Below are 23,250 nucleotides of genomic sequence, written 5' to 3'. Positions count from 1 at the left end.
CAGCCCTGAGTGGTGTTCAACCCCCTTGCCAGGAACCCCGCTCGGGTGTTACTGCCCTGGGGACACACCTTTTGCGGGCTGGCTGGGTTATGTGCCGTTGACTAGTGGTGTTTTGTGACTCCGGAGGATTATCTCCACGCCTGCGTGTTATCGGCAACGCACTGACGGAGGGTTGTGGCGGGACGCCCGGTCAGTGTGCGGATCGAGTGGTTCGGGAACACGGAGATGTTCAGCCGCACCACGCGGTGGATTATCTTCTGCACGGCAACGTAGTCCGCGGGGAAGTTGTCGGCCCTCAGCTGGGCGAGGAATTGGTCTTCGCTGGGTTTGGCGTACCGGATCGGCCGGCCGAGCACGTTGTCGAGACTGGTCCCGCGACCGACCGCTGAAACTGCGCTTTGCCGCACTCTGAGCACCTTTTTCCCAAGCGCCCCAGATGGCCCGAACTCGGGCGTTAGCGTCGAATATTTCACTTCTTCACAAGCCACCCCAACCAAGCTCATACCCTGTCGGAACGCGGGACGATTGCGGCGCAGCCGTATCGTCATTTCGCGGTGGAGCTGCTTCGCGGGACAGAGATCGCAACGTGATATTGCTCATCAATGATGGCGGTTACGTCAGTACGCCGGGAGGGAGCCGCTTTTGTGGGCGCCGCGGCTCGCGTTGTTATAGGCGGTTGAGGACTCCGAGTGCGTCATCGAGTGCACGAGAGATTGAGCGGCCTGCCGGGTTGCGGTGCCATTGTTCAAGTGCGGAGAAGTAGCCGAAGACTAGGGCAGATGACTTGATATGGGCTTCCGTGGTGGTGAGTCTGCCGGATCTGGCGAGGATGGGAGCGATCCGATCGACTGCGTTGGCCAGCATCTCGTAGGAAGACCTGCGGACGGATGGTTCGTCGAAGAAGTAACGGATGCGCCTGTGGGCAAGGCTCCCCTCCGGGTTGTGCTGATCAGGTTTTGGCTCAAAGCGAGCAACGATGGCGCGCACGGTGCCGGCTAGGTCAGTGACGTCGATGACAGCAGCAAGTTCGGCCTCGTTCAGGGTGTCGAAATCATCGGCAAGGACGATCCCTTCCTTGGTGCCGAAGTATCGGTAGACCGTGGAGGGAGAAACCTCGGCAGCTTCGGCGATGTTCTCGACTAGTACGTTTTGGAAGCCACGTTCGTCGAACAAGTCCAACGCTATTCGTTGAATGTGACGCATCGCTGTGCGCCGCTTGCGATCCCGCAATCCTAAGGCCATCTCCCGATGATACTCCTAGTGACTTGCATTTGACTCTCAGTGTCACAATTTGTAGAGTCACTATCAACTGATAGTGACTGTCGATTGGAGTGTTATGATGGCGGAACGCACGGCATCGCGGCAGGTCGCGTTGTCGATCTGTGTGGGTCTGGGATTGGCGGGGACGGTAGTCGCCCTCATTGTGATGGCTGTCGACCACGTGAGTAGTGACAGTATTGCCGCCCATGTTCAGGAGCTCTACGGACCGTATGGTGAGATCCCTGACCCGGTTGTTCCTTGGATTTTCTTGTACGGCATATTCGCGGTCGGGGTGGTCGGGTGGGCGATCGCGTCCGTTGGTGCATGGCGCAAAGCATGGTGGTCTCGGTGGTGGTGCGCGGCCGCCTGTTGCGTGGGTGGTGCGCTGCTAATTTTTCTGGCGGTTGTCTCCGAACACGGCTCCCCCATCCTTCCGCTGCCGTGGCGCATAGTGAGCATCGCCGTGGCCGCGGTCGGCGCGATCACCACAATGATCGCCTGGCTTCCCACCACTGAACGGATAATGGAATGAGCATCCCCACTTCGACCACCTGCCTGGGGCGTGTCTCCTGACCAGAAAAGTGGTTGTCGTTCACGCCGGATAGACCTGTGTCCACTAACCATGGCCAAAGCAACACTGTCGGCCACGAGTGGCGTGTCTGGGTGGTGCTAGGTCGTGTGGGGGCCTTGGGCTGTGAATGGTGCTTGGCCAGGCTGGTGCTGTGAGGCTGGTGATCATCATGGTCGGTGCGGTCCCCGACGCATACGGGCTGTCGCCGTGGCCCATTCTGCAGGGCCGATCCGCTGACAGGTGCTCGGAATGACGGGAGCGAGATCTCACTATGAATCCGACGTGCGGCACCTCGCCGAGTGCGGATATCTGGTGTGACTGGTTGCGACAGGTCAGATCGCCTACGAATCGCCCGGCCGCAAAATTCGCTTTCGTGCCTGCAACACCTGCAATCTCACTCAGTTCTCGTGCCACCTCGGGACAAAGCGGTGGGCGGCCACACGACGTTTGCTCCGGAGAGTTCGTCGGGGGTGGTGCTCGATGGCGGCGAGAGAGGAGATGTTAGGAGCGGTGGTGGGAGCCGGCCAGGGTGGGGATCTGATCGGCGGGGTCGGTCGTTCCTTCTGGGGCGTCGGCGGTGGGGACCAGTCCTGCATCGATGGTGTCGTCGGTGTTGAGGCGTACGAGTTGGTCGCGGGTGAACCCGAAGAACCAGGTGGTGAAGAATCCCACGGTGTAGGCGACGATCAGGCCGGATGCGTAGCCGAGGGCGGCGGCACCCCAGCCGTGATTGCCCTGGAGTAGTGGGAACAGCGAGATGTCACTGGCGCCGATGGCGATCGCGCCGACGGTGTAGCCGAGCTGGTCGAAGAGACCGACTACTGCGCCGCCGAATGCGCCGCCGATGCAGGCGGTGATGAAGGGACGGCCCAGCGGCAGGGTGACGCCGTAGATGAGGGGCTCGCCAACACCGAGAAATCCTGCGGGCAGTGCGCCTTTGATAGTCCGTCCGATGCTGGTGTTGCGGCGGAGCTTATAGAACACGGCGATCGCGGCACCGATTTGGCCGGCGCCACCCATTGCCAGGACCGGCAGCAGGGTGGTGTAACCGACCTGTTCGATCAGGGTGGTGTGGATGGGGGTGAGTGTCTGGTGCAACCCGGTCATCACCAGTGGCAGGAACAGGCCGCCGAGAACGAACCCGGCGAAGACACCCGCAGTGCTCAGCAGCCAGGTGGCACCGATACCGATCTGGATTGACACCCAGCCGGCGGCTGGCATCAGGAGGAAGAGGGCGGCGAGGCCGGCGATCAGCACGGTCAACGTGGGCACGATGAACAGGGCAAGCACGTCGGGCGCCCATTTGCGGGCCCACCGCTCAACGTAGGCGCCCAGGATGGCGGCGCCCATGGCGCCGAGAACCCCTCCCTGGCCGGGGGCCAGTTGCTGGCCCCAGACGACGATGTTCGCGACTCCGGGGGCCACGATGATTCCCCCGATGACGCCGCCGATGATGGGCGTGCCGCCGAACTCTTTGGCCGCGTTCATCGCCACGAACACGGCGAGCAGGGCGAAGAACCCGCTGGACATGACGCTGAAGATCGGAGTCAGAGTCGCCAACCACGGAACCTGGCCGCTCGTGGCCAGGTTGGTCAGGATCCCATTGATGCCGGCGATGAGTCCGCAGGCGATCAGTGCGGGGATCAGTGGGACGAAGATGTTGGAGATGCGTCTCAGAGTATTTTTGACCGGGGTGTTATTGCGTTGTTTGTTCTGTTGCCGGATGGCCGCACCTTTGTCGGCCAGCCGTGTCGCCGAGGAGGCAGTCGCCCCGTCTGCGCGGGCGGCGCTGAGGGCTGACTCCACGTCGATGGCGACCCGGTCAACCAGACCCGGGCCCAGAACGATCTGGCAGTTATCGCCGGGCAGGGCGGCGAGCACCCCGGGGATCGCACGCAGAGCAGCGACATCGACGCGATCCTGGTCACGGACTCCGACACGCAAGCGTGTCATACATTTTTCGACGTCGATGATGTTTTCGGCGCCGCCCAGACCAATGAGCAACTGGTCTGCGATGACTCGTGAGTCGGCCATGACTGAAGTCCTTTCAAGCAAAGTGTGAGGAAGTGAGGGGTTCTCGTGGGAGCAGAAACCCGAGGTACAAAACTATGTCGTGATCTGAAAATAGCTTTCACAGACTCAAGAGTCAAGAGAAATTTTATTTCATAGGGGGGCGGTGTCGTGGAGGGCAGGGTTCGGTCGTCCTCACGCCGGGATCTCTGGTGCGCACTGCCTGGGTGGAGCCGGGTAGATCAATGAAGGTATCCGGATGGGTCAGCTCGGCCAGGAAAACAGCAGCTCGGCAGCGTCGACGGTGGTAGTTGTGGTCGGCGCGGACACGGCGCCCGGCGGGCTCTGCAGAATGATGACCAGGCAGATGTCGGCGTAGCCGTGGGCGGCAATGACCTGTGGGTCATATCGGACTACCGGGTCGCCCGCCTGCACGACGGACCCTTCGGCGGCCAACACCTCAAAGCCCTCACCATTCAGGTGGACCATGTCGATGCCCAGGTGGACCAGGATCCCGGTCCCCGCCGTGGACCGGAAAACGAAGGCGTGCGGCTGGATCCGAACGAGGGTGCCAGTCACCGGCGCTCGAGCCGTCACAAGGCCGGTGTCCGGGGAAGGCTAAACAGCCACTCCCCCGCCGACGATTTCCTGGGCGAACACGGGGTCGGGAACATCGCCGAGCGACAGCACCGTGCCACGCAGAGGGCTGAGGATATTTTCGGGCATAGTCGTCTCTCCTGAAGTGTGACGTGCGGGGACTTGCAGACGAATCGAGACGTGTATCGCCGTCAGCGCTGCACGCCCGTGCCACACGGTGCGACCCGAGTCAGCGGGGATCGCTTAGGGCGATGTGATGGCGGTGCGGACGTCGCCGTGAGCTTGTTCGAGGCGAGCGGTGGCCGTGGGGAAATCAGTGTCGGTGAGGAGCATGACAACGGCGGTCTTGGCATGCCCGCCGGCCTGATCAATTGCAGCGGCGGCGGTATCCGGGTCTGCCCCGGTGGCGGCGCTGACGATGCGGCGGGCGCGGTCGACCAATTTGGCGTTCGTCGGTTGGACGTCGACCATCAGGTTGTGGAAGACCTTTCCGGTGCGGATCATGCTGGCAGTGGAGAGCATGTTGCACACCAGCTTCTGCGCCGAACCGGCCTTCAGCCGGGTAGATCCGGTCAGCACCTCAGGCCCGGTATCGACCTCGATAGCAACATCGGCGTGTCTGCTGATCTCCGCGCCACGATTGCAGGCCACCGAGACGGTGGCCGCCCCAACGCGTCGGGCATAGTCCAAACCGCCAATGACATAGGGGGTTCGGCCGCTGGCGGCGATACCGACGAGAACGTCAACGTCCGTGAGCCCGACTGCCCGCAAGTCGTTCACCGCGAGGTCGGGATCATCTTCGGCCCCTTCGACAGCCTTAAGGAACGCACGCTCGCCGCCGGCGATAAGCCCGAGGACTTCCCCGGGGTCGGTACCGAACGTCGGTGGGCATTCAACGGCGTCCAGCACCCCGAGTCGGCCGCTGGTGCCGGCACCGAGGTAGATCAGCCGTCCGCCGCGGCGGCGCGCGCCGACAATCGCATCGACCGCGTTCTCGATCGCCGGTAGTGCCGCCGCCACCGCAAAGGGGACCGTGCGGTCCTCCTGGTTCATCACGGTGAGCAGGTCCGTGACGGACATCGTGTCCAAGTCCGTGGTGCGGTCATTCGCGGTCTCGGTGCCCAATGTGGCGAGTGCCATGGTGTTATCCCTGTCCTTGGTGTTGGTGACGCAATTCATGATTCTTTTCGTCCCGGATGAGTGGTGACGGCGGCGTAGGTGCGTTCAAGCGCGGCGCGGGCCCCGGGCAGCGTCTGCGCGACGCCAACAAAGATGGCATCGACGAGCAGGAGCTGCCCAGCGCGGCTAGCCATCGCTGCAGAACGGAAGCCAAACTCTCGACCCGCGGTGACCAAGACGTGTTCGCCATGGACCGCCAATCGGGAACGGGCGGCGCCAGTGATGGCCACCGTGCCGGCGCCGGTCGACCGGGCCGATTGCAGTGGGGCGACGGTGCCGAGGTTCTCTCCCGAGTGGGAAACGCCAATCGCCAGGTCGGCGGGGCCGAGTAGTGAAGCGCTGACCATCGCCGCGTCATGCTCGGTGTATGCCCGAGCGACCAGCCCAACCCGATTCAACTTCGCCGTGAGATCCTCCGCGACCAGGCCAGACGCGCCGATGCCATACACGTCGATCCGGCGGGCGGCCCGGATCAAATCGATCACTTTCTCCAGGGCGACGGGATCGACGAGTTCGGCGGTGGCACGGAGCTGTTCAGACTCAAACGCGGCCAGCTTGGTCAACACAACACCGATTCCGTCGCCGTCAGCGATATCGGCGCCCACAGGAACACCCCCGTGATGGTCCGCACCGCCCTGCGCAGCCAGCGCAAGCCGCAGCTGCGGGTATCCCTCAAAACCCAGACGCCGCGCGGTGCGGACCACGCTCGCGGTGCTCGAGGCCGCGCATTCGGCAAGCTCGTTAACCGTCAGAGCCGATGCCGCCGTGGTGTCAGAAAGCAAAACCCGGCCGATCCGGGCCTCCGCCGGGGTTAGCCCAGGCAACATCGCCCGGAGCCTGGCGACCACATCCGACGGAGCCGGCGTGGCCGGGCCGGAGAACTCACGCGTCACATCGGTCGTGACGCCGCGATCATGAGCCTGCCGGGGATCCCTGGTAGAGGCCATGGGCACCGTCCGCCTTTCAAAACACATCCACGGGTCCACCCCGAGCATGTAACAAAGTTTCACGCATTGGGGCGGATCGTGTCAAGAGTTACAAGTTTTCCTCCCACACCAGATAGACGGCAACCCGGCGACACACTCCTGCAAGCACCCACCCGGACCGACATCGCCGCGTATGCAGAAATCCGGCAGCCCGGCGACCCGACTAAACACCGCCACGCAGATCGACCCACCCCGGGGCCAGCCGCAGCGAAGGGGACGACGCTGCCTCACCTTCCCCCACCAGGTGAATCCAGCCCGGCAGGCCGGACCCGCACGGAACCGACCGCGCCGGCCTGCTTTGGACAAGACATTTCTTCGCAAGCCCCCTGGCGGGGCCGGCTGCGCCGGGAAGAACCCTCCTTTGAGCCGCGGTGCGCCACGTTCTGACCTCGTTTTTTCCATTCCGGCAGCCGATCATAGTTCGCTCCCGGCCCTGCGTGCCCAGTTTCGGGATGCGGTCTCACGCTCCCTTTTTTTCGCCCTGAAACTGGGCACTCCGGGCCTCCCGCTCTCAATCGATCTCTCTTGCCGGACAGGCAAAAACAAATTGTTTTGAGGGAGAGGACCCACACCATGAACATCACCACCATTCGCAGCATCAAGATCGACCCGACCGAAACCATCACCACCCTGGACGTGAACGAGGCCAGCATCGGGGCGGACATCAGCGCCGCCATCGGCTGCCGAATGTTCGACGTCGTCGGCCTGCAAGACGACATCGACCTCTTCGTCGACGATGAAGGACTCATCAACGGGTCAACCCTGAACCTGCCCGCGACCGTCCTCGCCCACCGACTCGGCCGCCCCACCGTCATCTTCGGCACCGCCATCGCCGTCAGCGTCACCCCAGACGGCGAAACCGTCGGCCTCACCGACGCACAGCTCGTCCGAATCCAGCAGTCCTTCGCGCAGAAGCCCGACGCACGGACTGTCAACGCCCTCGTAGAGAGCCTGTTCCCGTTCCGTCACCGCCGCCCTCACCCGCGCCGAAGCTCAGCGCCTTGACCCGGCCGATGTGCTGCGGGAATCGTGGAATGAACGAGAACGCGGCACCGCGGACGACGTCGGCGCCGTCCTCTCCCACCGGATGGAACGCGGAAGTCGGGCTGGACGCGGAATCACTGGTCCGATACGCGATGAGTGCTCATGTGGCACTGACGCTCCTGGCAGCAGTCCTCATTCGTCCGATGATGAATCTTGACGCCGTTGACACGCTGCCGATCGACGTGCAACGCTGGCGCGAAATTCTACACATTCCCCACGATGTGGCCTCGACTGGTAACGAGCTCGAAGATTCCGAAGCCGTCCGAGATGCTCTTCAAGCGCAATTAATGAGATTGCGTCCGGTCATTTTGCATTGGGTTGCGTTGCTGGAACAGGCCGCGGGAGTCGGGTCCAACAGTGTCGCCGTAGTTGAGGTTGCGAGCGCAGATTCGCCCATGGCGGTCATGACGGCAATGGTTTGCCCGTGGACGTGGACGTGGACGTGGACGTGGACGTGGACGTGGACGTTGACGCCGGCGGTGGCGCCGGCGGTGGCGCCGGCGTTCATGATCAAGGCAGCATTGACGAGCTGATCGCCCTGGTACCCGGCGACCGGTGAGCGTTCGGCGGCACCCTGGGGGTTCGCCGCGACCGCGGCGCAGGCCCCGGTGCCGGGGCCGCCGCCGGTGATTGCGCCACGGGCCATGCTTCTTGCCGTCGATGACGGGCCCCTCGCCCAGCAGGGTGCCGTCTCTGTAGGTGTCTCGTTGGATCTCCAGGGTCTCCTCCGCGCCGTTTCGGGCATGCCACTTCGTTGGGCCGATTCTCTGAGTTCGTTGACAGCGGCCCGTGCCGCGATCTAGTATGGAATCGTTTCCATGGAAACGATTCCACAGCATGACGCAAGCACAGCATGACGCGAACACGGCGGGTACCCGCACGAACACGAGGAGGTGAACATGGTTGCCATCACGATCAAGGATGTCGCCGCCCTGGCCGGCGTGTCCGTGGCCACGGCCTCCCGGGTTCTCTCCGGCAGTCCGGCCACGTCGCCCGAGGCCCGCGCCGGCGTAGCGGCGGCGGCCGCCCAGCTCGACTACCGGCCCAACGCCCAGGCGCGGGCCCTGCGCAGTACCCACACCGAGTCGATCGGCCTGCTGGTGTCGGATGTGCGCAACCCCTTCTTCGCGGACCTCGCCCACACGGTCGAACAGGCCGCCCTGGCTGCCGGCTACGTCACGCTGCTCGGCAACGCGAACGAGCGCAAGGAACAGCAGGACCGGTACCTGGACACCCTGATCTCCCGGCGAGTGGACGGCATCGTCGTGGCCCCGCTCGGGGACGGCAGCGGCAGCATCCGTTCGCTGATCGAGCGCAAGATCCCGACCGTCTTCGTGGACCGCACCGTGGACGGCCTCCACGTACCGAGCGTCACCACCGACAGTGAAACCGGCATCCGTGAGGCCGTGGCGCACCTCGCCGCCGCCGGCCACACCCGCATCGGCTACATCTCGGGCCCACAGGCCACCTCGACAGGCCGGGACCGGTTCGCCGCCTTCACCCGGGCGGTGGCCTCCCGGGGCCTCAGCCAGGACCCCGAGCTCGTCTACTTCGGTGACTTCCAGGCGGCCAGCGGATCGGCGGGGGTGCACGCGCTGCTAGAACTGCGCCGCCCACCCACCGCCCTGCTCGCCGCCGACAGCCCGATGGCGGTGGGCGCGATCGCCATTCTGCACAGGCGCGGTTTGCGTATCGGCCGCGATATCGCCCTGATCGCCTTCGACGACATCGAGTGGTTCGCACTGCTCGACCCGGCGTTGAGCGTCATCTCACACAGCGTCGAGGACATGGGCCGGATCGCCGTGAGGATGCTGCTCGAGGTCATCGGCGGCGGCACCCCCGAGTCGGTGGTGCTGCCCAGCGAACTGATCATCCGGGCGTCGTCCTCGGCCCCGGTGTCCGGCCGACTGGTCGTCCCCGCATCCGTCGCACCCGCATCCGTCCCACCATCCGAATCACCCGCAGCCGGGCCGCGCCCGAGGAAGAACTGACATGAGTCAACAAGCACTGGTCACCCTGCAGAACGTGGGTAAGACCTTCGGCCCGGTGACGGTCATCAAAGACGTCACCGTCAGCGTCTACGCCGGGCAGGTGCAGGTGCTGCTGGGGGAGAACGGCGCCGGCAAGTCCACCCTGATCAAGATGATGGCGGGGGTGTACCAGCCGGATGCCGGCCACATCGTGGTGGACGGGCAGACGGTCACCCTACCGACCACCCGCGCGGCCGAGGACCTCGGCATCGCCACGATCCACCAGGAACTGAACCTCGTTCCCACCATGAGTATCGCCGAGAACGTGATGCTGGGACGGATGCCCACCAAGCACGGCCTGGTCGACCGCAGCGCCTTGCGCAACCGCGCGCGTGCCGCCCTCGCCCTGATCGGCCTCGACGTCGACGTCGACACCCTGGTCGGGGACCTCGGCATCGCCCGGCAGCAGTTGGTCGAGATCGCCAAGGCCTTGAGCATCAACGCCCGCATCCTGATCTTGGACGAGCCCACCGCGGCACTGACCCGCCACGAGACCGAGAGCCTGTTCGCCGTGATGGCCGACCTCCGTCGCCGCGGGGTGGGCATGCTGTTCATCAGTCACCACCTCGACGAGATCGCCGAGGTCGGGGACACCGTCACCGTCCTGCGCGACGGCGAATTCATCGCCGAGGTGCCAGCTTCCACCCCCGAAGACGACCTCGTGAAGCTCATGGTCGGCCGCAGTATCGAGGATCAGTTCCCTCGGGTGACCGGGGACGTGAGCCAGGCGTCAGCGATCCTCACGGTCGACAACCTCACCTCGACCGGCTCGTTCAGTGACATCAGTTTCAGCGTCAAGGCCGGCGAGATTCTCGGCATCGCCGGGCTGGTCGGCGCCGGACGCACCGAACTGATCCGGGCCATCGCCGGCGCGGACCGGTACACCTCCGGAACGGTCGCGGTGCGCGGCCGGCACCTGCCGAACGGCAGCATCCAGGCGGCAATCGCCGCGGGCATCGGGCACGTGCCCGAGGACCGCAAGGGACAGGGGCTGGTGCTCGACGCATCCGTCAACGACAACCTCGGCTACGCAACGCTCGCCTCCACCGCAAAGCTCGGCCTGGTCGACTTCGCCGGCCAGCGCAGCCGGGCCGGCGAGGTGGCGACGAAACTCCGCATCCGGATGCACACCATCGACCAGCCGATCGGGGCCCTCTCCGGAGGCAACCAGCAGAAGGCCGTGTTCGGCCGCTGGATCATCGCCGCCTCCACGGTGCTGCTGCTCGATGAGCCCACCCGCGGCGTCGACGTGGGCGCCAAGGTCGAGATCTACGAACTGATGAACGCGATCACGGCGGCCGGGGGAGCCATTCTGATGGTCTCCAGCGAACTGCCCGAGATTCTCGGCATGAGTGACCGCATCCTGGTGATGCGCGACGGCCGGCTCGCCGGCGAGCTCACCGCGGCCGAGGCCACCCAAGACGCAGTCATGACACTCGCCGCCCGCGATGTCGACGAGAATCACGAACAGAGATAGGGAACCACACCATGTCCACCACAACCCTGCCGGCGAAGCGCCGCGGCCTCGACTACAAGAAATTCCTTGCCAACAATGGTGCCCTCGTCGGACTCGTCGTGCTCTGCCTCGCCCTGTTCATTGCGACTCCCGACTTCCTGACAGCGCAGAATCTGCTCAACATCGGCATCCAGGTGTCCACGGTGGCCGTGCTGGCCTTCGGGATGACCTTCGTCATCGTGGCCGGCGGGATCGACCTCTCGGTGGGTGCCGTGGCGGCCCTGTCGGCCATGTCGTCGGGCTGGATGTTCGCCAGCGCCGGTCTCCCCGGCTGGCTCGCCCTCCTCGGTGGCCTCTTCATCGGGGCCCTGGCCGGCACCATCAACGGCCTGGCCAACGCCTACGGCAAACTGCCCTCCTTCATTGCCACGCTCGCCATGCTCAGCGTGGCCCGTGGGCTGACCCTGGTCATCTCCGACGGCCGCCCGATCAAGATGCCGGCCGAGGTCTCCTTCCTCGGTGGCAGCCTGGGTCCGGTCCCGATGCCCATCATCATCTTGGTGCTGGCCGCCCTGGCCGCCTCCTTCCTGCTCAACCGCACCGTGATCGGCCGCTCGATGTACGCGGTCGGTGGCAACGCCGAAGCCGCCCGGCTGTCGGGCCTGCCGGTCAAGCGCATCCTCGTCACCGTCTTCGCCCTGGCCGGCCTGTTCGCCGCCCTCGCCGGGCTGTTGCTCGCCGGGCGCCTCGACTCCGCGCAGCCTCAGGCCGCTGCCGGCTACGAACTCGACGCCATCGCGGCCGTCGTGATCGGCGGCGCCTCGCTCGCCGGCGGCCTCGGCAAAATCTCGGGCACCTTCGTCGGCGCCCTCGTGCTCGTCGTCATCCGCAACGGTCTGAACCTGCTCAACGTGACGTCGTTCTGGCAGCAGGTCGTGATCGGCCTCGTGATCGCCCTCGCCGTGGGCATCGACGTGCTGCGCCGCAAGACCCGTAGCAGCTGACCTGGCCGACGCCCGACATCCGTTACCTCTCACCCCATCCATCAACACCCCAAAGGAATACACAATGAAGTCCTCCTCATTTCGCAAAATCGCGGCACTGACCGCCACCGCCGCACTGATCCTGGTGGGTACCACGGCCTGCGGCCGCGGCGGCGGGGACGAGGCGTCCGGCACGAAGATCGTGATGGCCCTCTCCACGCTGAACAACCCGTTCTTCGTTGAACTGCGCGACGGCGCTCAGGCTGCCGCCGACGAAGCCGGCGTGCAGTTGAACATCGTCGACGCGCAGAACGACTCGGCCACGCAGGCCAACCAGCTCGCCACCGCCGCCTCGGGCGGCACCAAGGCCGTCATCGTGAACCCGGTCGACTCCGATGCCTCCTCCTCCTCCGTGAACGAGCTGCTCAGCGCCGACATCCCCGTCATCGGGGTCGACCGCACCGTCAACGGCGCCGACCTGAACTCGCTCGTCGCGAGCGACAACGTGGCCGGAGGCCGTCAGGCTGCCGACGAACTCGCCAAGGCCATGGGCGAAAAGGGCAGCGTCATCCACCTGCAGGGTGTCTCCGGCACCTCGGCCAGCCGCGACCGCGGCCAGGGTTTCGAAGAGGGCATGAAGGCCTACCCGGACATCACCGTGGTGGCCAAGCAGACCGCCAACTTCGACCGTGCCGCAGCGCTCGACGTGACCACGAACCTGCTGCAGTCCAACCCCGGCGTGACCGGCCTCTTCGCCGAGAACGACGAAATGGCCCTCGGCGCCATCCAGGCGCTCGGCTCGCGTGCCGGCACCGAGGTCTCGGTCGTCGGCTTCGACGGCACGTCCGACGGACTCGCCGCCATCGAGGCAGGCACCCTGGTCGCCACCATCGCGCAGCAGCCGGCCGAACTCGGCAAGCTCTCCGTTGAACTCGCCATCAAGGCCATCGCGGGCGACAAGATCGAGAAGACCGTCCCGGTTGAGGTCGTCTCCGTCACGAAGACGAATGTCGGCGACTTCACCAAGTGAGTAACTCCGCCAGCACGGTCGTCGTCGTCGGGTCGATCAACGTCGACCAGCTGATCACTATCGAACGCCACCCGCTGCCCGGTGAGACCCTCATCGGAACGTCGATGGAGTTCCTCCCCGGAGGGAAAGGGGCCAACCAGGCCGTCGCGGCCGCCCAACTGGGCGCCACGGTGCGCATGGTCGGCCTCGTGGGCCGGGACCCGCAGGCCGAGGTCGCCACCGCGATCCTGACCCGCTCCGGAGTGGACCTGTCGAATGTGCACACGGTGGACGGCCCGACCGGGCTGGCACTCGTCACCGTTGCCGCCGACGGCGAGAACACCATCGTGATCATCCCCGGCGCCAACGCGCTGATGGGTGCGGAGGCTGTCCAGGCCGGCGCGACCGTCATCGCAGAGGCCGCCGTGGTCGTGCTCCAGGGTGAGATCCCCGCGGAGGGCATCGTGGCGGCACTGCGGTTGGCCACCGGCCGGGTGGTGCTGAACCTGGCGCCCGTGATCGAACTGGATGCCGCGAGCATCCGTCGGGCCGACCCGCTGGTCGTCAACGAGCACGAGGCAGCCCTCGTGCTCGCGCAGCTCGCCCCGAACACCGTCATCCCCATCGAGGATGCCGAGCTCGTCGCCCGGCTGCTCGAGTGGGGCGTTCCGTCCGTCGTGCTCACCCGCGGGGCGAAGGGTGCCATCTGTGCCGAGCGGGACGGCACGCACAGCGTGGCGTCGCCCCAGGTCGTCGCCGTGGACAGCTCGGGGGCCGGCGACGCGTTCGTCGGCGCCCTGAGCGCGCAGCTCGCGGCCGGCTCGAGCCTGTCCGAATCGGTGCGTCAGGCCGTTCGTGTGGGCGCTTTCGCGGTGCAGTCACGCGGAACGCAGACGTCGTATCCCTCCCTGGCCGACGAGCTGCCGCGGGTGCGCGCATGAAGCGCCGCGGCATCCTGAACGCCGATCTCTCCGGCGCCCTGGCCCGCCTCGGGCACACGGATGTCGTGCTCCTCGCGGATTGCGGCATGCCGATCCCGGCCGGCGTTCCCGTGATCGACCTGGCGCTGGTGCACGGTGTGCCGCGTTTCGAGCAGGTGCTCGACGCCCTGCTCGAGGAGATGGTGTTCCAGCACTGCGTGGCCGCGGAGGAGGCGAAAACCGCCCCTGCCGGGGCCTGGCTGGCCGACCGGTTCGACGCGATCGAGTACATCAGCCACGCCGAACTGAAGGACCTCTCGGCCTCGGCCAAGCTGTTCATTCGCTCGGGTGAGGCGACGCCGTTCGCGAACGCCGCGCTGGTCTGCGGCGTCTCGTTCTAGGCGCCTCGTTCCCGAACGAATTCGACGGAGATTTTGGCCATCTTGGCCCTGAGCGTCCCGAAAAGGCCGTTTTGAACGAGAATCTCCGTCGAATTCGTTCACGCCGAATCGGCTTGAACTGCGGGTGCGTCGATTACCGGTGCGTCGGCTACGGGTGACGGATGCCCCGGCCGGCCAACACGGCCCGGTAGCCCTCGCGGTAGGTCGGGTAGCTGAACGTGAAACCCGTGCTCAGCAGCAGCCGGTTGCGGAGGCGCTTGTCGCCTCCGCGCTGGCTGTCCCGCGGAGCGGGCCGGGCTGGCACAGCGGTCGTGGTGGTCGTCGCACCGGGAGTGCCGGGCGCCTCCAGCGTCGGGACCGGCAACCCGAGCTCCTCGGCGAGGAAGGCCAGCACCTCACCGCCGCGCACCGGTGCGCTGTCGACGCCGATGTACAGGGGAGCCGGTTCTTCCTCCCGCAGCATCAGGTGCACGATCGCGGCCGCGGCATCGTCCCGGTGGATGCGGTTCGTGTGCCGGGCCGAGGCCGACGCGGTGGTGCGGCCGCCGCGCACCTGGGTGATCAGGCGTTCCCGGCCGGGGCCGTAGATGCCCGACAGGCGGAAGACGACGGCCGCGGGGAGGCGGGCGTGCAGCATCCGTTCCGCCTCGAGCAAGATGGCATCGGTGCCGGGACGCGGGTTGGCGGGCGTCTGCTCGTCGACCCAGCTCTCGTCGGACACGTCGTAGACGGCGGTCGACGACACCAGCAGCACGCGGCGGGGCGAGACGTCGGCCTCGTCGAGCGCGTCGAGGAGGTTCTGCAGACCGTCGACGTAGGCCGCCCGGTAGACCGCGGGGCTGGGGTTGCCCGCGGCGATCGCCACGATCACGATCTGGGTGTCGGCCGGAACAACCGGCTTCGCCGTGCTGAGGTCGACGGACTGGCCCTCGATGCCGGCGGGAAGCACGGCCGCGTTGCGGCGCAACCCCACCACCCGGTGCCCGAGCGCGGCGAAACGCAGGCCCACCTCCGTGCCGAGGTCACCGCATCCGACAATGAGTATCGTCATCTCGCTCCTTCGTCGCCTCCAACGCTAGCGGCCCCGCCGAACGCTGACAGCACCGAGCAGTAGGCTCGCGGAGTGAGTGAATCATTCCGCAGCATGCTGCGTTCCCTGCCGGATTTCCCTGCCGCGCTGCCGGTTTTCGACCCGGCGTCGGCGCCACTCGACCCTGCTGAGCTGTTCCGGTCCTGGCTCGACGAGGCCCTCACGGCCGGGGTTCCCCAGCCGCACTCGTTCAGCCTCGCGACTGTCGGCGCAGAGGGCATGCCGTCGTCGCGCATGCTCATCCTCAAGAACCTCGACGCCGAGGGCTGGCACTTCGCCACCTCGCGACTGTCGCGCAAGGGCCGGGAGCTGACGGAGCATCCGCTGGCCGCGATGAATTTCTTCTGGTCGGCCCTGGGACGCCAGGTGCGCGTGGTCGGCCCGGTCACCGAGTTGTCGACGGATGCCTCGGCGGCCGACTGGGCCGAACGGCCCGAAGCCGACGGATCGGAGAACCCCACCTGGCAGCTATACGCCCTGCGCCCGGTCGAGGTCGAGTTCTGGCAGGCCGACCCCGGCCGACGGCACGTGCGTCATCGCTACCTGATTCCCGCCGCGGACTGAGCGCGACCGCGGACTGAGCGCGACCTGGGCTGAGCGCGACTACTTCCAGCGGGGCTGCGGCACCTGGCTCGTAGGTGGTCACTTCACACTTACGCTCCGGCGTGCCCGAATGATGAGCCAACGGAGACACCGGATCGAAGGTCCTAGAAGTCCTCGTAGGTGAACGCATCGTCTTCGAGGAGCTGCGTCCAGGGTTCCGGCCGTGGGGAGCGGACTCTCTGCAGAGTGACGGTCGAGTTCGGCGTGATCAGCAGTGTGGTCAGGAATCCGGCGGAGTTGATCACGTTGATGAATCCGCCACCGCGCTGCACAGCGTCGGCGACGGAGGATTTCCATGACGCCAGGTCGTCGTCGGTGTCGACGACGTAGCGGTCGCCATTCACGGTCAGGCGGTACTCGTTCATGGATACAGACCTTGTCTCTCGGAGGACCCTGAGGCCACGTTGGTTCAGCAGAGGTCGGAAGATGACGTAAGAAATAGGCGTCGGGTAGTAATATATAGCGATTAGTTCGAATTCCAAACTATTCTATGTTGGAACTTTATAGACGTCATCGCTAGGGTGGTTTCGGTACGTTGAACCAGCTGACTGCTGCTTGTTGATGTCGGGAGAAACCATGTTCAAGGAGAATGGCTCCGTCCAGGTTCTTGAGGGTGTTACCGCTGCGGTGGTCGTCCTGCTCCGAGCGTTGGACAAGACCCGTGCAGGGATGGCGGCGCAGGCCGGCTTCACGGGATCGGAGATTCGGGTGCTTTTCCGCATCTCGGAGGCAGGCCGGGTGACACCGAAGATGTTGGCTGGTTCCACAGACCTCTCGATGGGTGCGGTCACCGCGATCTGTGACCGGCTGGTCGCTCGAGACGTCGTGCGTCGTGTTGCCAACCCTGTCGACCGGCGAAGCCTGTTCCTGGAGCTGACTGCGACGGGTGAGACGCTGATGGAGCGTATCTACGGTGATTTCCGTGCACGGATCGGCAGAGCCCAGGGACAGATGTCCAGCACGGAACAGGCGCTGCTCGAGGCGCAGTTGCTCAGTATCGCGGCAGCGCTCGGCTACGACCTGGAAGATGGCCTTGCCGGGGCGCAGGGTCCAGCGATGACGAGCGCCTGACGGTCGCCTCAGAATCCCCTATCGGGTGAAGCGGAGTACGTTCGGAACATGACGTGGTCGGGTGTGACAAGGAGCTGTAGCGAGAATTGCAGGAGGGAGTGCCATGCGTGATCAATTTGCGGTGGCCGAGGAAGCGTTGTCAGCTTTGGCGGGTAGCGAGTCGCGCTTGTTCGAGCCTTTCCTGGGGGCGCTGCCCGTGGACGGGGTGTCAATCTCGACGTTCGGTGACTTTCTCCCTGCTGAGACGGTATCGGCGAGCGACGCCCAATCGTTGCGGCTGGACGAGTTGCAATTCGACCTGGGCGAGGGTCCATGTTGGGACGCTCTGGAAACCGGCATGCCGGTTTTCGAGCCGAATATTCGCGAACGGCCGAACCGGGTGTGGCCAGCGTTCTCGGAGGCGATCATCGCCGAGGAGCTCGGTGCGGTTTTCGCCTTTCCTTTGGTGCTGGGGCCGTTACGGATCGGGGCGATCGACCTGTACACCAGCAGGCCCAGTCAACTCAATGACCTGCATATCCGGAACGCTTCGGGTCTCGCGACCATCGTCAGCCGTCTCGTTCTCGCTCGAGCCATCCGCCTGTCCCACAGCGAAATCGAGGGCGAAACCGACCTGCGCAGACAGTTCTCCCGACGTGAAGTGCATCAGGCCACCGGCATGGTGCTGGCGCAACTGGGGATTTCTGCCGTGGACGCCCGTCTGGTCATCCAGGGCCATGCTTTCGCCTTGGGCCGGTCTGTGCAGGAGATCGCGGAGGAGATCATCGGCCGGCGATTGACTTTTGCAGTAAGAGAAAACCAGATCGAAGGGTCTCATGATTGATGAAACGAGAGAGGATCGCCTCATCGATACGTTTGCGACCCTCGCTGACACCCTGGTGGCCGGTTATGACGTGGTGGAGCTCTTGCAAACCCTCGTGGAGAGTTGCACCGGCCTGTTCGACATCGCGGCGGCAGGAATTCTCCTGGCCGATGAAAACGGCGAGCTCGAAGTCGTCGCTTCCACCAGCGAAGCCAGCCGGCTTGTGGAAGTCATGCAACTCAGTGCTGCGGCGGGCCCGTGCGTGGAGTGTTTCACCTCTGGGTCGGTTGTGTCCCTGCCGGACGTGGAGGACAGCCCGCCCGCGTGGCGGCGGTTTCGGGACAGCGCCAGGGAGCAGGGTTTTGCCGCGGTCCATGCGATCCCGTTGCGGCTGCGCGAGACGACCATCGGTGCCCTCAACTTGTTGTCGACTGTTCCCGGCGCTCTGCGCCAACAGGACGTTCGTGCGGCCCAGGCTTTGGCGGATGTCGCCACGATCGGGATTCTGCAGGAACGCACGCTCCGGGAAAGCAATTCGGTGCGGGAGCACCTGACGATTGCGCTGAATTCCCGAGTCGTGATCGAACAGGCCAAGGGTGTGATTTCGCATTCCCGCGGAGTCTCGATGGAGGACGCATTCGCGTTGCTCCGGAATCACGCTCGCAGCAACCACCTGCTGTTGTCGCAGGTCGCTCAGGGGCTTGTCGACCAGACCCTCGTCATCTGATCCTGCCCGCCAGCGGGTGCGCGTGGTGAGCAACAAGTGAGCAAGCGACCGTCGTCTCCCAGGGCGGACGCGTAGTCTCGATCGAGGAGTTCGGCGCATCGGGCCTCGACGCATCCGTCGACGTCGCCAGGGCGTCGAACGGCCCCCGAACTCGTCACCGACTAAGGACGCACCACAATGACATCCACCATTTCGACCTCCACCCGTTCTCTCGACGCCGCCAGCGTCGCCCGGTGCATCGATCACACCCTCCTCAAGCCCGAGGCCACCGCGGAGGACGTGACCGCGCTCATCGCCGAGGCAATTGAGCTCGGCGCCTACTCGGTCTGTGTCTCCCCGTCGATGCTGCCGCTGCGCATCCCCGCCGGCGCCGACCTCAAGGTTGCTGTCGTCTGCGGTTTTCCCAGCGGAGACCACCACAGCGCCATCAAGGCTGCCGAAGCCGCCCTCGCCATTGAGCAGGGGGCCGACGAGATCGACATGGTCATCGACATCGGTGCTGCCAAGGCCGGCCGGTTCGCCGATGTGCAGGCCGACATCGCGGCCGTGCGGGCCGGCATCCCAACGCCGGGAGTGCTCAAGGTGATCATCGAATCCGCGGCGCTGACGGATGCTGAGATCGTCGCCGTGTGCCGCGCCGCAGTGGCCGAGGGCGCCGACTTCGTCAAGACTTCCACCGGTTTTCACCCTGCCGGCGGGGCGACCGTGCACGCGGTGAGCTTGATGAAGCAGACCGTGGGCGACAGGGCCCAGGTGAAGGCGTCCGGCGGGGTGCGCAGCTTCAACGACGCCCTGGCCATGATCGCGGCCGGCGCAACCCGCCTCGGTGTCTCCGGCAGCGCCGCCCTGCTCTCGGGCGCCACTCCGGCAGAATCGGCCGGGGACTACTGACCCTCCGCCCGGCACGGTGAGCCCACGGTGTGACGCGGGCGGCGATTGGCGATTGGATTCGGCACGATTTGCCTCATGAGGGGCCCGCCTCGGTATGTATTGTCTACGTTCAAATCTCTAGCTAGGCTTTTCTGATCAATGGTGATACATCCTCAAGTCTGTGTGGTGGAGTGTGAGCTCATCGGATCAATTCCTGGCCGGCGAATCGGAGCTGCCTGATTCCGACCCGAATCAACCTGTCTGGACCGCGGCCCCGCCGATTTTCGTGCCTCGCCCCACGACGGCACGATTTGGTCTGGGACCGACGGACACGTTCGGGATCTACCTGAGAAAGATCGGCAGGGTGGCCCTTCTCAACGCGGAGGAGGAGGTTGACCTGGCCCGGCGGATGGAGGTGGGCCTGTTCGCCGCAGCACGTCTCGCCCGGGGTGTCGCCGATTTGGCTCTGACCCGGGACCTCATCTGGCTTGCCCGGGACGGCGAACGGTCCAAGACCCGGTTCATCGAGGCAAACCTGCGCCTGGTGGTCAGCGTCGCCAAACAGTATTCCGGCCGCAAGATTCCAATCATGGATCTCGTTCAGGAAGGCAACCTCGGCCTGTTGCGCGCGGTGGAGAAATTCGATTACACGACCGGGTACAAATTCTCCACCTACGGAATCTGGTGGATCCGGCAGTCCATCCACCGGGGCATGATCGGCGCTGCACGGACAATTCGGATCCCGTTGCACGCCGTGGAGAAGCTCAACAAGGTCAAGCGCATCCGCCGCGACCTCACCGCCAGCCTGTACCGCGAACCCACATTGGCGGAGCTGGCCGAGGCCTGCGGGGCTTCGATGGCCGACGTGCGGACCTTGCTCNACGTGCGGACCTTGCTCGATTGGGACGTCGAACCGATCTCGTATCAGACCCCACTCGGCGAGGGCTTGGCCGACATCTCCGAGCTGATCATGGACGATGATCTGCCCCAGCCGGAGGAGTACGCGGCGCTTGCCCTGCGCCGCTCTGACATCACCTTTCATCTCGACGCGCTGCCCACACGGGAGCGGATGATCCTGGAGGCACGGTTCGGGCTCAACGGCGACCAACCTCGCACCCTTGACCAGATCGCCGTCCGCGAGGGTGTGACCCGGGAGCGCATCCGCCAGCTCGAGAAGCGGGCCCTGGCGATGATGCGCACGCCGGCCCTCGAGCTCTATCTGAGGGAGTGAGGCTTTACATCCGAGTCGCGCCCGACAGGCGATCACCCGCGCCTTCCGGAAAACGTGCGCCTGCCGTGCACTCGACATTCCCTGCTTGATTCTGTGACGAACACCCGCCGAGATACGACTACTTGTTAAGAGATTCTCGCAGAGGACAGGTTGTCGCTCGGTGGGACAAGCTTCGATCGCGTCCGGTTCATCTAGGTGTTCTGTGACGCGGTTGAGCGAGGTCGCCCTGACCCTCTGAGGTTTATACCTGCGTCAGTAGAGGAGCTATCGCCATGGCAACATTCGACTCATCCGGTTCACCCATCAATCGAAACATCGACGACCCTGGCTCTGACGCTACGGTGCCCGCAGGCAGGTCGGTGCCCAACCGCAACGAGGCCGTCGGTCGTGACGAGGCCGTCGGTCGCAACGAGGTCGTCGGTCGCAACGAGGTCGTCGGTCGCGACAAGGCCGTCGGTCGCAACGAGGTCGTCGGTCGAGACAAGGCCCGTTTCGGTGGGATCCAGTGGGGGCCGGCGTTCTTCGGGTGGCTCACCGCGACCGGGACCGCCGTGATCCTCACCGCGCTGTTCGCTGCGGCTGGAGCCGCAGTCGGCCTGGGCGGCGCCGATTCCGCCGACCAGGCTGCCGGAACAGCCGCCGAGAACGCCGACACCATCGCACTGGTCAGTGCGATTGTGCTCGCGGTCGTGGTGTTCGTGTCCTATCTCTGCGGCGGTTACGTCGCCGGCCGCATGGCCCGCTTCAGCGGCATCAAGCAAGGAATCGCGGTCTGGGTGTGGGCGATCGTGATCGCGGCCTTCGTCGGAATCATCGGTGTCATTGCCGGCGGTGAGCTCAACCTGCTGGGAAACCTGAACAGCTTGCCCAGCATTCCGCTCAATCCGGAAGGTCTCACAGCGGGCAGCATCATCACCGCGATCGTCATCGTCCTTGTCAGCCTCGTCGGTGCGATCATCGGCGGACTCGCCGGAATGCGGTTCCACCGCCGCGTGGACCGCGAAGTACTCGGCCGCTGACACCCAACACCAGACACCTGCACGGGGTGTCCGGGTGGGCGCAGTTCTGCCCGGTCGCTCCCGTATTTTCGCACCCCATAACTACAAATGCAGCTCAAACGAAAAGAGACCACCATGGCTCGCCTGCTCAAGTTCCTCCCCGTAATCCTGACCCTGGTCACCAAATACCTGCGCAGCCCGCAGGGGAAGGCCGCGATTCAGAAGATTCGCTCGTCGCGCCGTCGGCCGAAGAACGCCCGCACTACCCGCCCCACGTACTGAAGGAGTCCGGCCGGGCTACGATCACCTGCCCCACCCAGCCCAGCCCAGCCCCACCCAGCCCAGCCCCACCCAGCCCAGCCCCACGCAGATCCTGACAGCCACCGCCGACGCTGATAAAGACTGGGAAGAGCCTGAGATAGTTGCAGGCGGCCGGTATCGGGCATGAGACATCGGCCTCGGCCGCCGTCATAAGTAGTACCTGACCCTGTACACACTCGTACGGGAAGACGAATCACCAATGAGGAGTACTCCGTGACTGGACGCAATACCGTTGTTCGAAGCCTGCACGATGTGGGATTGGCGCTGTGGGCCGGGGGTGCCTTGATGGGCGCCGTCGGGCTCAACGGGAGCGCGTCAACCGCGAAAGACCCCCGCGAGCGCGTGGCTCTGGCGAGTGAGGGGTGGAAGCGGTGGGCGCCGGTTCAGGTCGCAGCTCTTGTCGCCCACGGCGTGGGTGGCGCAGGCCTGATTCTCGGAAACAAGGCGCGTCTGGCCGGCCAGCCGGAAGGCCGCACGAACACGATCGTGAAACTCGCCCTCACCGGTGTGGCTGCCGGCACAACTCTGTACTCCGGGATTCTCGGCAAGAAGATGAGCGACCATTCGGGGGAGGCCACCGACGGAATCACCGAGGCCGGTCCGGGTACGTCTGCACAGCTGGAGGCCCAGCAGCGACAGCAGCGGGTGCTGCAGTGGGTGACCCCCGCTCTCACGGCGATCCTGATCGTGCTCGCCGCTCAGCAGGGTGAGCAGCAGCGACCGGTTGCCGGGTGGATGGCGCGATTCGCACCACACTCTCGCTAGCCGGCAGGTGGGGCGACACGTCGCCCCGAACGAATTCGACGGAGATTCTGGCCAAATCGCCCCATATCGGCCCGAAATGGCAGTTTTCAACGAGATTCTCCGTCGAATTCGTTCTGCACCGGAGGTGCAGCTCCACGGCCGAGCAGCGGCCACTCCGTGGTGCAGGCGACTGAGCCTGTGCGGGAGCGACACCACCAACCGAACAGGGCTCACAGACCTAGGTGTAACTCCCAGAGACCTTGTGAACGCGGTTGATGGGTGGGGTGTTTCCGATGCCGCTGTGGGGTCTGTGGTGATTGTAGTCATGGACCCACTGCTGGTAGGTG

General features: G+C 65.2%; 26 protein-coding genes and 1 pseudogene. 18 read left to right on the top strand and 9 right to left on the bottom strand.

The window, feature by feature from the left end; translation table 11 throughout:
- Positions 1-128 precede the first annotated feature (128 nt).
- Together E3O67_RS05600 and E3O67_RS05595 are read right to left on the bottom strand one after the other, a co-directional pair.
- Positions 129-407 carry a hypothetical protein gene (locus E3O67_RS05600; protein WP_134431712.1) on the bottom strand — a complete coding sequence of 93 codons (279 nt, stop codon included), beginning with the start codon at positions 405-407 and terminating at the stop codon, positions 129-131.
- A 259-nt stretch (positions 408-666) separates the two neighbouring features.
- On the bottom strand, positions 667-1,242 hold the full coding sequence (locus E3O67_RS05595) for a TetR family transcriptional regulator (protein ID WP_134431709.1): 576 nt from the start codon (positions 1,240-1,242) through the stop codon (positions 667-669).
- 94 nt (positions 1,243-1,336) lie between these two features.
- On the opposite strand from E3O67_RS05595, the gene E3O67_RS05590 reads away from it, so the two are divergent.
- On the top strand, positions 1,337-1,792 hold the full coding sequence (locus E3O67_RS05590; RefSeq protein WP_134431706.1) for a hypothetical protein: 456 nt from the start codon (positions 1,337-1,339) through the stop codon (positions 1,790-1,792).
- A 540-nt stretch (positions 1,793-2,332) separates the two neighbouring features.
- Here E3O67_RS05590 and E3O67_RS05585 read toward each other — a convergent pair.
- The 4 genes and pseudogenes from E3O67_RS05585 to E3O67_RS05570 all read right to left on the bottom strand — a co-directional run bounded on the left by E3O67_RS05585 (position 2,333) and on the right by E3O67_RS05570 (position 6,612).
- The gene (locus E3O67_RS05585) at positions 2,333-3,865 is read right to left on the bottom strand and encodes a PTS transporter subunit EIIC (RefSeq protein WP_134431703.1); all 1,533 of its coding nucleotides are present in this window, start codon (positions 3,863-3,865) and stop codon (positions 2,333-2,335) included.
- Positions 3,866-4,105: 240 nt separating this feature from the next.
- Positions 4,106-4,567, bottom strand: a pseudogene (locus tag E3O67_RS05580) (PTS glucose transporter subunit IIA).
- Positions 4,568-4,681: 114 nt separating this feature from the next.
- Positions 4,682-5,617: an N-acetylmuramic acid 6-phosphate etherase gene (murQ, locus tag E3O67_RS05575; protein ID WP_198417201.1), complete on the bottom strand. Its 936-nt coding sequence runs from the start codon at positions 5,615-5,617 to the stop codon at positions 4,682-4,684.
- Positions 5,614-6,612, bottom strand: coding sequence for a MurR/RpiR family transcriptional regulator (locus tag E3O67_RS05570; RefSeq protein ID WP_198417200.1), 999 nt, complete (start codon positions 6,610-6,612; stop codon positions 5,614-5,616). Before E3O67_RS05570 ends, murQ begins: the two co-directional genes overlap by 4 nt.
- Positions 6,613-7,176: 564 nt before the next feature.
- Between E3O67_RS05570 and E3O67_RS05565 the strand changes: the two genes are divergently transcribed.
- The 8 genes from E3O67_RS05565 (at position 7,177) to rbsD (ending at position 14,446) form a co-directional block, all read left to right on the top strand.
- Complete coding sequence (locus E3O67_RS05565; RefSeq protein ID WP_134431700.1) at positions 7,177-7,608, top strand: DUF3846 domain-containing protein; 432 nt, start codon at positions 7,177-7,179, stop codon at positions 7,606-7,608.
- A gap of 29 nt (positions 7,609-7,637) precedes the next feature.
- The gene (locus E3O67_RS16845; RefSeq protein WP_166787024.1) at positions 7,638-8,180 is read left to right on the top strand and encodes a hypothetical protein; all 543 of its coding nucleotides are present in this window, start codon (positions 7,638-7,640) and stop codon (positions 8,178-8,180) included.
- Between the two features lie 366 nt (positions 8,181-8,546).
- Positions 8,547-9,638: a substrate-binding domain-containing protein gene (locus E3O67_RS05555; RefSeq protein ID WP_134431697.1), complete on the top strand. Its 1,092-nt coding sequence runs from the start codon at positions 8,547-8,549 to the stop codon at positions 9,636-9,638.
- A gap of 1 nt (position 9,639) precedes the next feature.
- The gene (locus E3O67_RS05550) at positions 9,640-11,154 is read left to right on the top strand and encodes a sugar ABC transporter ATP-binding protein (protein ID WP_134431694.1); all 1,515 of its coding nucleotides are present in this window, start codon (positions 9,640-9,642) and stop codon (positions 11,152-11,154) included.
- Between the two features lie 11 nt (positions 11,155-11,165).
- Positions 11,166-12,137, top strand: a complete 972-nt coding sequence (locus E3O67_RS05545; protein WP_134431691.1) for an ABC transporter permease — start codon at positions 11,166-11,168, stop codon at positions 12,135-12,137.
- 64 nt (positions 12,138-12,201) lie between these two features.
- Positions 12,202-13,146 (top strand): substrate-binding domain-containing protein, encoded by a 945-nt coding sequence (locus E3O67_RS05540; protein ID WP_134431688.1) that lies wholly within the window; start codon positions 12,202-12,204, stop codon positions 13,144-13,146.
- A complete protein-coding gene (locus E3O67_RS05535; protein ID WP_134431685.1) occupies positions 13,143-14,066 on the top strand; it encodes a ribokinase in 924 nt (307 codons plus the stop codon). The genes E3O67_RS05540 and E3O67_RS05535 overlap by 4 nt, the downstream gene beginning before the upstream one ends.
- A complete protein-coding gene (gene rbsD / locus E3O67_RS05530) occupies positions 14,063-14,446 on the top strand; it encodes a D-ribose pyranase (protein ID WP_134431682.1) in 384 nt (127 codons plus the stop codon). Before E3O67_RS05535 ends, rbsD begins: the two co-directional genes overlap by 4 nt.
- Before the next feature lie 148 nt (positions 14,447-14,594).
- On the opposite strand, the gene E3O67_RS05525 is transcribed toward rbsD, so the two are convergent.
- Complete coding sequence (locus E3O67_RS05525; RefSeq protein ID WP_135102201.1) at positions 14,595-15,497, bottom strand: NAD-dependent epimerase/dehydratase family protein; 903 nt, start codon at positions 15,495-15,497, stop codon at positions 14,595-14,597.
- Between the two features lie 72 nt (positions 15,498-15,569).
- On the opposite strand from E3O67_RS05525, the gene E3O67_RS05520 reads away from it, so the two are divergent.
- Positions 15,570-16,100: a pyridoxal 5'-phosphate synthase gene (locus tag E3O67_RS05520; protein ID WP_135102200.1), complete on the top strand. Its 531-nt coding sequence runs from the start codon at positions 15,570-15,572 to the stop codon at positions 16,098-16,100.
- 143 nt (positions 16,101-16,243) lie between these two features.
- Here the strand turns inward: E3O67_RS05520 and E3O67_RS05515 are convergent, their stop codons facing one another.
- On the bottom strand, positions 16,244-16,504 hold the full coding sequence (locus E3O67_RS05515; protein ID WP_134431673.1) for a hypothetical protein: 261 nt from the start codon (positions 16,502-16,504) through the stop codon (positions 16,244-16,246).
- A 211-nt stretch (positions 16,505-16,715) separates the two neighbouring features.
- Here E3O67_RS05515 and E3O67_RS05510 point away from each other — a divergent pair, with 211 nt between their 5' ends.
- The 8 genes from E3O67_RS05510 to E3O67_RS05480 all read left to right on the top strand — a co-directional run bounded on the left by E3O67_RS05510 (position 16,716) and on the right by E3O67_RS05480 (position 22,924).
- Positions 16,716-17,210 carry a MarR family winged helix-turn-helix transcriptional regulator gene (locus tag E3O67_RS05510; RefSeq protein WP_166787023.1) on the top strand — a complete coding sequence of 165 codons (495 nt, stop codon included), beginning with the start codon at positions 16,716-16,718 and terminating at the stop codon, positions 17,208-17,210.
- 103 nt (positions 17,211-17,313) lie between these two features.
- Positions 17,314-18,033, top strand: a complete 720-nt coding sequence (locus E3O67_RS05505) for a GAF and ANTAR domain-containing protein (RefSeq protein ID WP_135102199.1) — start codon at positions 17,314-17,316, stop codon at positions 18,031-18,033.
- Positions 18,026-18,739 (top strand): GAF and ANTAR domain-containing protein, encoded by a 714-nt coding sequence (locus E3O67_RS05500; RefSeq protein ID WP_134431665.1) that lies wholly within the window; start codon positions 18,026-18,028, stop codon positions 18,737-18,739. The genes E3O67_RS05505 and E3O67_RS05500 overlap by 8 nt, the downstream gene beginning before the upstream one ends.
- Positions 18,740-18,916: 177 nt before the next feature.
- The gene (gene deoC / locus E3O67_RS05495) at positions 18,917-19,630 is read left to right on the top strand and encodes a deoxyribose-phosphate aldolase (RefSeq protein ID WP_134431662.1); all 714 of its coding nucleotides are present in this window, start codon (positions 18,917-18,919) and stop codon (positions 19,628-19,630) included.
- A gap of 160 nt (positions 19,631-19,790) precedes the next feature.
- The gene (locus tag E3O67_RS05490; RefSeq protein WP_370260171.1) at positions 19,791-20,840 is read left to right on the top strand and encodes an RNA polymerase sigma factor RpoD/SigA; all 1,050 of its coding nucleotides are present in this window, start codon (positions 19,791-19,793) and stop codon (positions 20,838-20,840) included.
- A gap of 272 nt (positions 20,841-21,112) precedes the next feature.
- Complete coding sequence (locus E3O67_RS05485) at positions 21,113-21,859, top strand: hypothetical protein (RefSeq protein ID WP_135102198.1); 747 nt, start codon at positions 21,113-21,115, stop codon at positions 21,857-21,859.
- An 87-nt stretch (positions 21,860-21,946) separates the two neighbouring features.
- Positions 21,947-22,120, top strand: coding sequence for a hypothetical protein (locus E3O67_RS16840; RefSeq protein WP_166787021.1), 174 nt, complete (start codon positions 21,947-21,949; stop codon positions 22,118-22,120).
- A gap of 252 nt (positions 22,121-22,372) precedes the next feature.
- Positions 22,373-22,924, top strand: coding sequence for a hypothetical protein (locus E3O67_RS05480; protein WP_135102197.1), 552 nt, complete (start codon positions 22,373-22,375; stop codon positions 22,922-22,924).
- Positions 22,925-23,141: 217 nt separating this feature from the next.
- Here E3O67_RS05480 and E3O67_RS05475 read toward each other — a convergent pair.
- Positions 23,142-23,250 (bottom strand): integrase core domain-containing protein (locus tag E3O67_RS05475; protein WP_167726449.1); only part of this gene is annotated, 109 nt, incomplete at its 5' end.

It is taken from the genome of Cryobacterium sp. TMT3-29-2 (assembly GCF_004564305.1).
Classification (GTDB): domain Bacteria; phylum Actinomycetota; class Actinomycetes; order Actinomycetales; family Microbacteriaceae; genus Cryobacterium; species Cryobacterium sinapicolor.
The sequence above is the reverse complement of the archived record's forward strand: the minus strand, read 5'-3'. Positions and strand labels throughout refer to the sequence as shown.

What these genes read in the sequence shown, in the direction of transcription:
- E3O67_RS05585 (WP_134431703.1), bottom strand. Translation starts at nt 3,865, where the DNA reads ATGGCCGACTCACGAGTCATCGCAGACCAGTTGCTCATTGGTCTGGGC.
- E3O67_RS05510 (WP_166787023.1), top strand. Translation starts at nt 16,716, where the DNA reads ATGTTCAAGGAGAATGGCTCCGTCCAGGTTCTTGAGGGTGTTACCGCT.
- E3O67_RS05565 (WP_134431700.1), top strand. Translation starts at nt 7,177, where the DNA reads ATGAACATCACCACCATTCGCAGCATCAAGATCGACCCGACCGAAACC.
- E3O67_RS05570 (WP_198417200.1), bottom strand. Translation starts at nt 6,612, where the DNA reads ATGCTCGGGGTGGACCCGTGGATGTGTTTTGAAAGGCGGACGGTGCCC.
- E3O67_RS05550 (WP_134431694.1), top strand. Translation starts at nt 9,640, where the DNA reads ATGAGTCAACAAGCACTGGTCACCCTGCAGAACGTGGGTAAGACCTTC.
- E3O67_RS05525 (WP_135102201.1), bottom strand. Translation starts at nt 15,497, where the DNA reads ATGACGATACTCATTGTCGGATGCGGTGACCTCGGCACGGAGGTGGGC.
- murQ (WP_198417201.1), bottom strand. Translation starts at nt 5,617, where the DNA reads ATGAATTGCGTCACCAACACCAAGGACAGGGATAACACCATGGCACTC.
- E3O67_RS05540 (WP_134431688.1), top strand. Translation starts at nt 12,202, where the DNA reads ATGAAGTCCTCCTCATTTCGCAAAATCGCGGCACTGACCGCCACCGCC.
- deoC (WP_134431662.1), top strand. Translation starts at nt 18,917, where the DNA reads ATGACATCCACCATTTCGACCTCCACCCGTTCTCTCGACGCCGCCAGC.
- E3O67_RS05555 (WP_134431697.1), top strand. Translation starts at nt 8,547, where the DNA reads ATGGTTGCCATCACGATCAAGGATGTCGCCGCCCTGGCCGGCGTGTCC.
- E3O67_RS05500 (WP_134431665.1), top strand. Translation starts at nt 18,026, where the DNA reads ATGATTGATGAAACGAGAGAGGATCGCCTCATCGATACGTTTGCGACC.
- E3O67_RS05590 (WP_134431706.1), top strand. Translation starts at nt 1,337, where the DNA reads ATGATGGCGGAACGCACGGCATCGCGGCAGGTCGCGTTGTCGATCTGT.
- E3O67_RS05485 (WP_135102198.1), top strand. Translation starts at nt 21,113, where the DNA reads ATGGCAACATTCGACTCATCCGGTTCACCCATCAATCGAAACATCGAC.
- E3O67_RS05545 (WP_134431691.1), top strand. Translation starts at nt 11,166, where the DNA reads ATGTCCACCACAACCCTGCCGGCGAAGCGCCGCGGCCTCGACTACAAG.
- E3O67_RS05515 (WP_134431673.1), bottom strand. Translation starts at nt 16,504, where the DNA reads ATGAACGAGTACCGCCTGACCGTGAATGGCGACCGCTACGTCGTCGAC.
- E3O67_RS05505 (WP_135102199.1), top strand. Translation starts at nt 17,314, where the DNA reads ATGCGTGATCAATTTGCGGTGGCCGAGGAAGCGTTGTCAGCTTTGGCG.
- rbsD (WP_134431682.1), top strand. Translation starts at nt 14,063, where the DNA reads ATGAAGCGCCGCGGCATCCTGAACGCCGATCTCTCCGGCGCCCTGGCC.
- E3O67_RS16840 (WP_166787021.1), top strand. Translation starts at nt 21,947, where the DNA reads ATGCAGCTCAAACGAAAAGAGACCACCATGGCTCGCCTGCTCAAGTTC.
- E3O67_RS05595 (WP_134431709.1), bottom strand. Translation starts at nt 1,242, where the DNA reads ATGGCCTTAGGATTGCGGGATCGCAAGCGGCGCACAGCGATGCGTCAC.
- E3O67_RS16845 (WP_166787024.1), top strand. Translation starts at nt 7,638, where the DNA reads ATGAACGAGAACGCGGCACCGCGGACGACGTCGGCGCCGTCCTCTCCC.